The 11,483-nt window shown below is 65.8% G+C and carries 12 protein-coding genes; 2 read left to right on the top strand and 10 right to left on the bottom strand.

Annotation, left to right across the window (positions count from 1 at the left end; genetic code table 11):
• Window positions 1-178: 178 nt before the first annotated feature.
• Together P6U27_RS15985 and P6U27_RS15980 are read right to left on the bottom strand one after the other, a co-directional pair.
• Window positions 179-745, bottom strand: a complete 567-nt coding sequence (locus tag P6U27_RS15985) for a DUF177 domain-containing protein (protein WP_122402943.1) — start codon at window positions 743-745, stop codon at window positions 179-181.
• The gene (locus P6U27_RS15980) at window positions 742-1,293 is read right to left on the bottom strand and encodes a ubiquinol-cytochrome C chaperone family protein (protein ID WP_209295874.1); all 552 of its coding nucleotides are present in this window, start codon (window positions 1,291-1,293) and stop codon (window positions 742-744) included. Before P6U27_RS15980 ends, P6U27_RS15985 begins: the two co-directional genes overlap by 4 nt.
• Window positions 1,294-1,391: 98 nt before the next feature.
• Here P6U27_RS15980 and P6U27_RS15975 point away from each other — a divergent pair, with 98 nt between their 5' ends.
• Entirely contained in the window at window positions 1,392-1,877 is a 486-nt protein-coding gene (locus tag P6U27_RS15975) for an outer membrane protein assembly factor BamE (RefSeq protein ID WP_162500245.1), read from the top strand.
• Window positions 1,878-2,111: 234 nt separating this feature from the next.
• Window positions 2,112-3,098, top strand: a complete 987-nt coding sequence (locus P6U27_RS15970; RefSeq protein ID WP_407194281.1) for a Bug family tripartite tricarboxylate transporter substrate binding protein — start codon at window positions 2,112-2,114, stop codon at window positions 3,096-3,098.
• A gap of 121 nt (window positions 3,099-3,219) precedes the next feature.
• Here the strand turns inward: P6U27_RS15970 and P6U27_RS15965 are convergent, their stop codons facing one another.
• The 8 genes from P6U27_RS15965 to glyA all read right to left on the bottom strand — a co-directional run bounded on the left by P6U27_RS15965 (window position 3,220) and on the right by glyA (window position 11,415).
• Entirely contained in the window at window positions 3,220-5,340 is a 2,121-nt protein-coding gene (locus P6U27_RS15965; RefSeq protein WP_122402940.1) for a sodium-translocating pyrophosphatase, read from the bottom strand.
• A 235-nt stretch (window positions 5,341-5,575) separates the two neighbouring features.
• Window positions 5,576-6,577 carry a thiamine-phosphate kinase gene (gene thiL, locus P6U27_RS15960; protein ID WP_407194280.1) on the bottom strand — a complete coding sequence of 334 codons (1,002 nt, stop codon included), beginning with the start codon at window positions 6,575-6,577 and terminating at the stop codon, window positions 5,576-5,578.
• Window positions 6,578-6,730: 153 nt separating this feature from the next.
• Window positions 6,731-7,228 carry a transcription antitermination factor NusB gene (gene nusB, locus P6U27_RS15955; RefSeq protein WP_100232645.1) on the bottom strand — a complete coding sequence of 166 codons (498 nt, stop codon included), beginning with the start codon at window positions 7,226-7,228 and terminating at the stop codon, window positions 6,731-6,733.
• 4 nt (window positions 7,229-7,232) lie between these two features.
• Window positions 7,233-7,724, bottom strand: a complete 492-nt coding sequence (gene ribH / locus P6U27_RS15950; protein ID WP_122402938.1) for a 6,7-dimethyl-8-ribityllumazine synthase — start codon at window positions 7,722-7,724, stop codon at window positions 7,233-7,235.
• Window positions 7,725-7,850: 126 nt separating this feature from the next.
• The gene (locus tag P6U27_RS15945) at window positions 7,851-8,474 is read right to left on the bottom strand and encodes a riboflavin synthase (RefSeq protein ID WP_122402937.1); all 624 of its coding nucleotides are present in this window, start codon (window positions 8,472-8,474) and stop codon (window positions 7,851-7,853) included.
• Complete coding sequence (gene ribD / locus P6U27_RS15940) at window positions 8,474-9,622, bottom strand: bifunctional diaminohydroxyphosphoribosylaminopyrimidine deaminase/5-amino-6-(5-phosphoribosylamino)uracil reductase RibD (RefSeq protein WP_122402936.1); 1,149 nt, start codon at window positions 9,620-9,622, stop codon at window positions 8,474-8,476. The genes P6U27_RS15945 and ribD overlap by 1 nt, the downstream gene beginning before the upstream one ends.
• The gene (gene nrdR / locus P6U27_RS15935; RefSeq protein WP_011087793.1) at window positions 9,619-10,101 is read right to left on the bottom strand and encodes a transcriptional regulator NrdR; all 483 of its coding nucleotides are present in this window, start codon (window positions 10,099-10,101) and stop codon (window positions 9,619-9,621) included. Before nrdR ends, ribD begins: the two co-directional genes overlap by 4 nt.
• A gap of 15 nt (window positions 10,102-10,116) precedes the next feature.
• Window positions 10,117-11,415, bottom strand: coding sequence for a serine hydroxymethyltransferase (gene glyA, locus P6U27_RS15930; protein WP_122402935.1), 1,299 nt, complete (start codon window positions 11,413-11,415; stop codon window positions 10,117-10,119).
• Between the last annotated feature and the right edge of the window lie 68 nt (window positions 11,416-11,483).

The raw sequence follows: 11,483 nt of genomic DNA, 5'->3' as shown, positions 1-11,483 counted from the left end.
AGCGTTTTGTGCCCCCGAAACAACCTCTTGCCCCCAGCCTTTTGCATTCGGGACGATCCGGCCGCGAACACCGTATTTCGCAGGAAACGCATTGAAATCAGAAAGATAAGAGGTTCTTTCAAACCATCAAGGCAAATGGCTCGGGTCCGATCGCAAGGCGGCCGCAAGCGCAAATGCCCTACTGGCCCTTCTTCTTGTCCTGCAGTGCCTTCAGCGCCGCGAAGGGATGGTCCTCGGGATCGGGCGCGGTGACCTCCGTCTCGAACACGGCCCCCTCCTTGCGCGGATAGGGATCGATCGCCAGGAACAGGGCATCGGTGGCGAGGCGGCCGAGGTCGATGATGCCGCCAGCGATCGGCTCGGGCGGGTCGGCGACCTCAGACGGCGCGCCATCCTGTCCCTCCTCGATCAGGTCGGCCAGGCGGCGCGCCTCGGCTTCGGGGGCGAACATCAGGTCCACCTCCTCCTCGATCTCGCTCTCGATCGGATCGAGCGTGACGACGCAGGTCTGGCCGATCCGGCCGCGAACGAGCCCCGTGACCTGGACCCGCCCGCCGCTTTTCGGCACGACATCGAAGCTGGCATGGGCGGACAGGATCTCGCGGAGGCCTGCGACCTCCGCCATGGCCCGTCGCTCGGCCGCCGAGGCCTCCAGCTCGCGATGCAGCCCGGCGTCGGGGATCTGCGCAACGATGACGGGCGCCCGCCAGGGATCGGGCTCGGATCCGGCATTCGGTCGGCTCATGGCGTGACATCCTCAGGGAGTGCTGGAGGAAACTTGAAGGCGGCGCGCAGCAGCGCAGCCTCCTCGGTCCGGCCAAGATCGGCCTCACTGGCCCGCGCATAGGCCGCAAGCCGCTGCGCCTGGTCGAAGCCGGTCCCATTCAAGATATTCTTGCAGATCGCCGATGCCAGCGCCTCGCCGCCGGCCTCCATGGCCTGGTCATAGGCCTGGACGCGGCCGTAGAAGGCCTCGCCGAAGGCCCGCATCCGCTTCGGCACGGTCTGATCGCCCACCCCCATCTCGCGCAGATTGTCATCCATATCCTCGCAGAAGCGGTCGAACAGCGCCTGGGACAGGTCGGTGGCGCCCTGGGCCGTGCGCAGGCGGCGCAGCAGCAGCCAGAGATGCAGCAGCAACAGGTCGAAACGCCCGTTAACCGTATCGGGCACGCCCAAGTCGCGGTAAAATATGGGTTCTCGCGCCTGCGTCACGATCATGCCATAGATGGCTTCAATGGTGTCCGATGGGGTTCGCCGGGGTTTCCTGAAGTGATTGAACGGCCAAAGCATTGTGGTTTCCGCAAGCGGGCGCGCGCGTGTTGCATTCAGACGCCCAGCCCGGTACTTCAGCGCCTCGCGCGACGCAAGGGGACGGAATCAGTTCCACTATGACGACAACGAACGAGACCAGCCTGCGCGCGGACAAGCGGCGCGGCCTTCACGCATGCTGGCACGGCTTGCGCATGCTCGCGGCTACGGCCGTGGTCGGCCTGGCCCTTGCGGGCTGCACCGGTGAACAGTTCCAGAAGGGCTACATCCTGCCGCCCGGCGCGCTCGAGCAGATTCCGATCGGTGCGAGCCAGGACCAGGTGCTGATCGTGATGGGCACGCCCTCCACCGTCGCGACCCTCGACGGTGAAGTGTTCTATTACATCTCGCAGCGCTCGGAGCGCCCGGTCGCCTTCATGAACCAGAGGGTGGTCGATCAGCGCGTGATCGCGATCTATTTCGACAAGAACCGGCGCGTGCGCCGGCTTGCGAATTACGGCCTCCAGGACGGCAAGATCTTCGACTTCATCAGCCGCACCACGCCGACCTCGGGTCAGGAGATGAGCTACCTCGCTCCGCTGTTCAAGCTGCTCAGCTTCAACTGAGGCTTCGCGATATTTTCGAGCGAGGTGGATATCGGTTCGCGTCATCGTGCGCGCACCAATTCCGCTGCAAGGTAAATGGCTCGATCTCTGCGGCTTCGTGCCACCCTCCGCGCGGCGCTTGCCGTCGCGCGCGACTTGCGGCCGCACGAGCGGTTCCGTACCGTCCCAGCAAAGCAAGAAGCAGGGAGCGGATTCGTGCCCAATAAAACTCAGAACACATTTCAGAACACTTTCTTGTCCCGCCGTCGCGTGCTCGCCGGCGCTGCCGGCCTTTCGGCCGCAGCGATCCTGCCGCGATCGAGCCTCGCCGACTGGAAGCCCACCGAAAACGTCCGCCTCATCGTGCCGGCTGCGGCCGGCGGCTCGACCGACGTGATGGGCCGGCTCCTTGCAGCACATCTGCAAACCGCCTGGGGCCAGTCGGCGGTCGTGGAAAACCGCTCCGGCGGCGGCGGCACGATCGGCACGGCTGAGGCCGTGCGCGCCAAGCCGGATGGACACACCATCCTGATCGGCAACCCGGGGCCGAACGCGATCGCCTACAGCATCTTCAAGAACCTCACCTACAAGCCGGACCAGCTGCAGCCGGTGTCGAACATGATCCGGATCCCGAACATCGTCTCGGCGCATCCGAAGACCGGCATCAAGTCGGTCCCCGAGCTGATCGCGTACCTGAAGGCCAATCCGGACAAGCTCAGCTACGCCTCCTCCGGCGTCGGCCAGAGCCCCCACCTCACCGGCGCCTGGTTCCTCCAGCTCACCGGCCTGAAGATGACACACATCCCATTCCGCGGCGCCGGACCCGCGCTGCAAGCGGCGCTCGCCGGCGACATCCAGATCCTGTTCGACAATCTCTATCCGAGCCTGCCTCAGGTGCAGAACGGCACGCTCAACGGCCTCTGCGTCACCACGACCGAGCGCAGCGACCTCGCGCCGAACCTGCCGACCATGCGCGAGAGCGCGCCGGAATTGGCGAACTTCGACGTCTCGTCCTGGTTCTCCGTGTTCCTGCCGAAGGGGGTCTCACCCGAGGTGCTCAACGCGCTCAATCTCCAGGTCAAGGCGATGCTGGAGCGCGACGACATCAAGAAGCAGATCGCCGCGATGGGCGCCCGCGCCGACTACGGCACCCCGCAGCAGTTCGCCGCCTTGGTGGAGGCCGAGACGAAGAAGTTCGCCGGCATCATCCAGAAGGAAGGCCTGCAGATGGATGTGCAATAGCGTTCACGCGAGCGCTGCTGCCTCCTTCGTCATTGCGCAATGACGAGGTGAGAGCATCCAACCCATCAAACAAAACCCCGCGGCTCGCGCCGCGGGGTTTCGTCTTTCCGGCTTCCGCCGCTCAGTGCGCCAAAATCGCCAGCAGCAGCAAGGCGACGATGTTGGTGATCTTGATCATCGGGTTCACCGCAGGTCCCGCCGTGTCCTTGTAGGGATCGCCGACGGTGTCGCCGGTCACCGCCGACTTGTGGGCATCAGAGCCCTTGCCGCCGAAATGACCGTCCTCGATGTACTTCTTGGCGTTGTCCCACGCGCCGCCGCCCGAGGTCATGGAGATCGCGACGAACAGGCCCGTCACGATCACGCCGAGCAGCATGGCGCCGACGGCGGAGAACGCGGCCGACTTGCCGGCCGCGCCGCCGCCCGCGATCGCATAGATCACGAAGTAGACGACGATCGGCGACAGCACCGGCAGCAGCGAGGGGATGATCATCTCCTTGATCGCAGCGCGGGTGAGGAGGTCAACCGCCTTGCCGTAGTCCGGCTTGTCGGTGCCCTGCATGATGCCCGGCTTCTCGCGGAACTGACGGCGCACCTCCTCGACGATCGCGCCGGCCGCACGGCCGACTGCGGTCATGCCCAGCGCGCCGAACAGATACGGCAACAGGCCGCCGAACAAGAGGCCCACGACCACATAGGGGTTGTTGAGCGAGAAGTCCGGATTGACGCCGGCGAAGTAGGCGTGCTGCGCGCTGTCCGCTACGAAGAACTTGAGGTCCTGGTTGTAGGCCGCGAACAGCACGAGGGCACCGAGACCGGCGGAGCCGATCGCGTAACCCTTGGTCACTGCCTTGGTGGTGTTGCCGACCGCATCGAGCGCGTCGGTCGACTTGCGCACCTCCTTCGGCAGGCCCGCCATTTCTGCGATGCCACCGGCATTGTCGGTGACGGGGCCGAAGGCGTCGAGCGCGACGATCATGCCGGCCAGTGCCAGCATGGTGGCAGTCGCGATCGCGATGCCGAACAGGCCGGCGAGGCTATAGGTGACGAGGATACCGGCGATGATCACGATCGCGGGCAGCGCGGTCGCTTCCATCGAGACGGCGAGACCCTGGATCACGTTGGTGCCATGGCCGGTGACCGAGGCCTGCGCAATCGACTTCACCGGACGGTAGTCGGTGCCGGTGTAGTATTCGGTGATCCAGATGATCAGCGCGGTAACGACGAGGCCGACCACGCCGCACTCGAACAGCGCCATGCCCGTGTAATCGACGCCCTCGAGCTTGCCGAAGCCGATCAGGTAGTAGATCACCAGCGCGATGCCGATCAGCGACAGGATGCCGGTCGCGATCAGGCCCTTGTAGAGCGCGCCCATGATCGACTGGCTCGGCCCGAGCTTGACGAAGAAGGTGCCGATGATCGAGGTGATGATGCAGATGCCGCCGATCGCGAGCGGCAGCGTCATCATGTTGGCGAGGATCGGCGTCTTGGCGAAGAAGATCGCCGCCAGGACCATGGTGGCGACCGCGGTCACCGCATAGGTCTCGAACAGGTCGGCGGCCATGCCGGCGCAGTCGCCGACATTGTCGCCGACGTTGTCGGCGATGGTCGCCGGGTTGCGCGGATCGTCCTCGGGAATGCCGGCCTCGACCTTACCGACGAGGTCGCCGCCGACGTCAGCACCCTTGGTGAAGATGCCGCCGCCGAGACGGGCGAAGATCGAGATCAGCGAGGCACCGAAGCCGAGCGCCACCATGGCGTCGACGACGGTGCGGCTATCGGGCGCGAGCTTCAGCGAGTGGACCAGGAAGCCGAAATAGAGGGTCACGCCCAACAGCGCGAGACCGGCAACCAGAAGTCCGGTGATGGCGCCCGCCTTGAAGGCGAGCTCGAGGCCGCCGGCAAGCGACGTCGTCGCAGCCTGGGCGGTGCGCACATTGGCGCGGACCGAGACGTTCATGCCGATGAAGCCGGCCGCTCCCGACAGGACCGCGCCGATGGCAAAACCGATCGCGACATAGACCCCGAGGAAATAGGCAAGGAGCACGAAGATGACGATGCCGACGAGACCGATCGTGGTGTACTGGCGCCGCAGATACGCCTGTGCGCCTTCGCGCACTGCGCCCGCGATCTCCTGCATGCGCGGCGACCCCGCATCCGCGCCCAACACCGAAGACGTCGCCCAAATCGCGTAGACGACGGAAAGCACTCCGCAGAGCACTATCAACCATAATGCTGTCATGTGATTTTTGCCTCAGATCCTTGATGTACCCCCGGCGCCTTTTGTTGTCCGTCGTGCGGTGCGGCGCCTTGATTTTGAACAAAGCCGCCCCCTTGCCCTGAGGGGCGGCTCCAGTCGGTTGCGAGCTTGCCAAAATCAAATTGAGGGTGCAACGCCGGATAAGGCCGAAATCGCCGATCTCGGCAGGTATTTAGGACCAAGTGCTGCGAACTAAGATGCCGGTTTGGCGCAATTCCTAGAAGTGGCTGTAGGACAGCCGCGTCAAGAGCAGTTCCTGGCCCTGCCCGTCCAGGAAGCGCGGCCGCTCGTGCCCCTCCACGATCGTACCGATCGCGGTCACGGCAACGCCCATGGCTTGCCCCGCCGCAATCAGCGCGTCGCTTTGCGCGGGCGGAACGGTGCACAGCACCTCGTAGTCATCGCCCCCCGCGAGCAGCGTCTCGACGCGAACGACGTTGCCGGCGAGCAGGCCGGCTGCCGCGGCCGAGAGTGGCACGCTTGTCACATCGACCGAAGCCGAAACCTCGGACGCTGCACAGAGTTTGGTCAGGTCACCAGCGAGGCCGTCGGAAACGTCCATCGCGGCGGTCGCATGATCGCGCACCGCTCGCGCCAGCACGTTGCGCGGCTGCGGCACCCGATAGCGTGAGATGAGAAAATCCCGTGCAGCGGGATCGGATGTCAGCGCGCCGGCAGCGGCGCCGCCTCTGAGCACGTCCAGGCCAAGCGCGGCATCGCCGATCGTCCCTGTCACCAGGATGCGGTCGCCCGGCCTTGCGCCGGTACGGCCGATCATCCGCCCCCGAGGCACACGGCCGAAGGCTGTGATCGAGATCATCTGCGGACCCGGCGTCGACACCGTGTCGCCGCCGAGCAGAGGACAAGCGAAATTCTTTGCGTCCTCGCCCAGCGCGTCCGCAAAAGGACGGAGCCAGGCATCCTCCTTGCTGCGCAATGCCAGCGTCAGCACGAAACCTGCCGGCAACGCGCCCTTGGCGGCGAGATCGGACAGGTTCACCCGCAGCGCCTTGCGCGCGATGGTGTCAGGCGGATCGCTGGCAAGATAATGCACGCCCTCGACGACGGCGTCGGTGGTGACGACGATGTCCTCGCCGGATGAGGGCAGCACCGCAGCGTCATTGACCAGCCCGAACGCGCCGGGGTCAGTCGCCAGCGGCTTGAAATAGCGCGCGATGAGGGAGTCTTCGCCGGAAGCTTTGTTCTTGTCCTGCGTCACGATAGCAGACCCGTCATTCTGAGGTGCGAGCCCTTGCGAGCCTCGAAGGATGGCCGGCCGAGGTGTTGCCTCAGCGGCACGCCGCCGCCCTTCGAGGCCTCCGCTTCGCTCCGGCACCTCAGGTGACGGCTACGGCGGAAGTCATCGCCTCAATTACCCCCGCCCGAACTCGTCACCACGAAACTGGCGGCCGATCTGGTCGAGCACGGCGTTGACCATGCCCGTCTCCTCGCGGTCGACGAAAGCATTGGCGACGTCGACATATTCGGAGACCACGACGCGGCCCGGCACGTCCTTGCGGTGCTGGAGCTCGTAGGCACCCGCGCGCAGCACCGCGCGCAGGATGGCTTCGATCCGCTTCAAGGGCCAGCCCTTCGACAACGCCTCGTCGATCAGCGGATCGAGCTTCTTCTGGTCGCGCACGACGCCGGAGACGACGTCGCGGAAGAACGCGGCTTCAGCCGGCAGGTACGTGTCGCCCTCGACCTCGTTGCCCAGCCAATGGCTCTCGAACTCGGCGAAGATATCGTTGATGCCGGCGCCGGCGATGTCCATCTGGTACAGCGCCTGCACGGCGGCGAGCCGCGCCGCGCCGCGCCGGTTTGCTTTCTTCTCTGGAGTGCCAGCCGGCTTCTTGCTGTTGTCGGCCATGGCTTCAGGCCCGTGCCAGGCGGCGTTTGATGCGCAGCATCGCCAGCGCCGCGCGCGCGGCGTCGCCACCCTTGTTGAGCTCGCTGGCGCGCGCCCGCGCCCAGGCCTGGTCCTCATTGTTGACGGTGAGGATGCCGTTGCCGAGCGGCAGCTTTCGCGTCACGGCGAGGTCCATCAGCGCGCGCGAGGATTCCTGCGACACGATCTCGAAATGAATGGTGTCGCCGCGGATCACGCAGCCAAGCGCGATCACCGCGTCATAGGGCTTGCCGTTCGCCGCCGCGGCATCGACCGCGATCGCGACTGCCGCCGGGATCTCCAGCGCACCGGGAACCGTGATGACGTCATGCGTCAGGCCGGCTGCCTTCAGCTCGGCCACCGCGCCTTCGAGCAGCGCGTCCTGGAGATCGTCATAGAACCGCGCCTCGACTACGAGCGCGCGCGCGCCGGAAATGTCGGTCTGGTCCTTCAGGGGTGCGCGCCGCGCGTCTGCCATCGTTCAATCCGTTCTACTGGGTCGGCGCGTTATGTAGTCGCCGCAGGCGGGTAAGCCAAGTTCAAAAGGGCACCGTCATTCCGGGGCGGCTCGAAGAGCCGAACCCGAAATGACAGCAAGCGCCGGTCACTTCATTTCCGTCAGCCGCGCCGCGTAGCGGGCCATCAGGTCAACCTCGATGTTGACCTCGTCGCCCGCCTTCCAGCCGCCGATGGTCGTGACATCAAGCGTGTGCGGGATGATCAGCACCGAAAAGGTCACGTCTGCAACCGTATTGATCGTGAGCGACACGCCGTCGAGCGTGATCGAGCCCTTGGTGGCGATGTACCGCGCCAGCTCCCGCGTCGTCGAGAGCACGAAGCGCGCCATATCAGGCAGGTCCTCGCGGCTGACGATGGTGGCGATCCCGTCGGCATGGCCGGCGACGATGTGGCCGCCGAGTTCGTCACCGATCTTCAGCGCGCGCTCGAGATTGAGCTTCGTCCCCACCTTCCAGTGCTTGGCGGTCGTCAGCGCCAGCGTCTCGGCCGCGGTATCGACGTCGAACCAGGTCCTTTGCTTAGAGTCCCTGCCGTCGGCAACGCCCGAGGCAACCACGGTCAGGCAGACGCCGTTGCAGGCGATCGAGGCACCGTCGGCGATGGTGCTCTGATCGTAGCGGCAGGCGATGCGCAGGCGGTGCAGCTGCCCCTGCGCCGTTGGCGTGAAGCTGACGATCTCGCCGATATCGGTGACAATGCCGGTGAACATTACGCGCGCTCGTAGATGGTGAGAGTATCCTTGCCGAAGGTCTCGCTAGCATGAACCTTGTAGGCCTGCGACTGCGTGATTTTCGACAGGGGCAATGCATCGAGCGCATCGACGCCGCCTTCGCCCACCGCTTCCGTGCCGCGGAACAGCCAGATCTCGTCGACGAGATCGGCCGCCATGAACGAAGCCGCAACACGGCTACCCCCCTCGACCATCAGCCGCGTGATGCCCTTCTCGGCCAGCGCATGCAGCACGGCCGGAAGATCGAGCCCGGACGCACCGCCCCGAGGCACGCGCAACATTTGCGCACCGGCCGCGCCAAGCCGCATGGCAGCAGCAGCCTCGGCGAGCTCGGAACCAACCACCCAGAGCGGCGTCTCGCGCGCGGATCGCACGAGCCGGCTCGATGCGGGAATGCGCAGGCTCTGATCGAGCACGATACGCACCGGCGAGCGCGCCGCCATGCCAGGCAGCCGGCAGGTGAGAAGCGGATCGTCCGCCAGCACCGTGCCGATCCCGACCAGAATGGCATCGCTCTGCGCGCGCAAGAGGTGCACGCGATCGCGCACGGCCTCGCCCGTGATCGCGACCGGCTTGCCGCCTGCCGCACCGATCTTGCCGTCAGGCGAGATCGCGAGCTTCAAGATCACATGCGGGCGCCTGTCGCGGATGCGACGGAAATGGCCGGCATGATCGAACGCGGCCTCCGCCGCGCACAAACCGACATCCACATTGATGCCGGCCGCGCGCAGGCGCGCATGGCCCTGGCCTGCGACTTCAGGATTGGGATCCTCGATCGCCGCGACCACACGCTTGATTCCCGCTGCAATCACCGCGTCGGCGCAAGGGGGCGACTTGCCGAAATGCGAGCACGGCTCCAGCGTGACGTAGAGAGTGGCGCCCCGCGCGGCCTCGCCCGCGCGCCTTAGCGCTTCAGGCTCGCCATGCGGCCGTCCTCCGGGCTGCGTCCAGCCGCGGCCGATGATGATCCCGTCCTTGACGATGACGGCGCCCACGGCCGGATTGGGCCAGGTCCGCCCCTGCCCGCGCTTACCCAGCGCCAGCGCCAGCTGCATGAAGCGCCGATCGGCATCCCTGGCCTCGCGCGCCTTCTGCGCGAACTGATCCTCCAGGATGCGGAAGATCATTTGCGGATCGCGGCGAGCCGCGCTTCCTCCTCACCGGAGAGCTCGCCGAGCACGTCGGCGAAATCCTTGGCCTCGCGGAAATTGCGGTAGACGGAGGCAAAGCGCACATAGGCGACGTCGTCGAGCGTGCGCAGATGCTCCATCACGGTCTCGCCGATCACCTCCGAGGAGATCTCGGCCTCGCCCCCGGTCTCGAGCTCGCGCACGATGGTGGAGACCATCTTCTCCACCCTTTCAGGCTCGACCTGCCGCTTGCGCAACGAAATCTGCACCGAGCGCATCAGCTTGTCGCGGTCGAACGGCACGCGGCGGCCGTTGCGCTTGATCACCGTGAGTTCGCGCAGCTGCACGCGCTCGAAGGTGGTGAAGCGGAAATTGCAGGCGACGCACACGCGCCGCCTGCGGATCACGGACGAGTCCTCGGTCGGACGCGAGTCCTTTACCTGCGTATCGAGACTGTTGCAGTTCGGGCAGCGCATCCGCTTGGCCTTGCCTTACTGGTAGATCGGGAACCGATCGGTGAGCGCCTTGACTCGTTCCTTGATCGCAGCTTCCACCAGCGGCGCCTTGCCGTCGGAGGACTGCGCGATCGCGTTGAGGACCTCGGCGATCATGCCGGCGACCTGCTGGAATTCGGCGACACCGAAGCCGCGCGTGGTCGCAGCCGGCGTGCCGAGCCGCAGGCCCGAGGTGACGAACGGCTTTTCGGGATCGAACGGAATGCCGTTCTTGTTGCAGGTGATGGCGGCGCGGACCAGCGCCTTCTCCGAGACGTTGCCCTTCAGGCCCTTCGGCCTGAGGTCGACCAGCATCAGATGGTTGTCGGTGCCGCCGGAGACGATGTCGAACCCGTGGCTCTTCATCGCCTCGGCCAGCGCCTTGGCGTTCTCGACGACGTTCTTGGCATAGACCTTGAAGTCCGGACGCAGCGCCTCGCCGAAGGCGACCGCCTTCGCCGCGATCACATGCATGAGGGGACCGCCCTGGAGGCCCGGGAAAATCGCCCCGTTGAGCTTCTTGGTCAGCGTCTCGTCATTCCACAGCATCAGGCCGCCGCGCGGACCGCGCAGGGACTTGTGCGTCGTGGTGGTGGTGACGTGGGCATAGGGCACCGGCGAAGCATGTACGCCGCCGGCGACGAGGCCGGCGAAGTGCGCCATGTCGACCAGGAGATAGGCGCCGACGCTGTCGGCGATCTCGCGGAAACGCTTGAAGTCCCAGGCGCGCGAATAGGCCGACCCGCCGGCGACGATCAGCTTCGGCTTGACCTCTTCGGCCTGCTTGGCCACCGCATCCATGTCGATGATCTGGTCCTCGCGGCGCACGGTGTAGTGCGCGGCCTTGAACCACTTGCCGCTCATGTTGACGGGCGAGCCGTGGGTGAGATGGCCGCCGGCGGCGAGATCGAGACCCATGAAGGTGTCGCCGGGCTGAAGCAGCGCCAGAAACACCGCCTGGTTCATCTGGCTGCCGGAGTTCGGCTGCACGTTGGCGAAGTTGGCACCGAACAGCTTCTTGGCGCGATCTATCGCGAGGTTCTCGGCGACGTCGACCCACTCACAACCGCCGTAGTACCGCGCGCCCGGATAACCCTCCGCGTACTTGTTGGTCATCACCGAACCCTGCGCTTCCAGCACGGCCCGGCTGACGATGTTCTCGGAAGCGATCAGCTCGACCTCATGGCGCTGCCGGCCGAGCTCGCCCTTGATGGCGGCGGCGATTTCCGGATCGGCCTTCTCGAGCGAGGCGGTGAAAAACGAATCGGGCGCGGAGGCGGTTTTGGGTGCGGTCATCTTGCGAATATCTCCACCGCCGCAGCCTTTTGGCGGGCTACGGGCGTGTCTGGTGTGGCGGTCGGAAG

Origin of the sequence: Bradyrhizobium sp. STM 3566, assembly GCF_045571445.1 — a bacterium.
Taxonomy (GTDB): domain Bacteria; phylum Pseudomonadota; class Alphaproteobacteria; order Rhizobiales; family Xanthobacteraceae; genus Bradyrhizobium; species Bradyrhizobium vignae.
The sequence above is the reverse complement of the archived record's forward strand: the minus strand, read 5'-3'. Positions and strand labels throughout refer to the sequence as shown.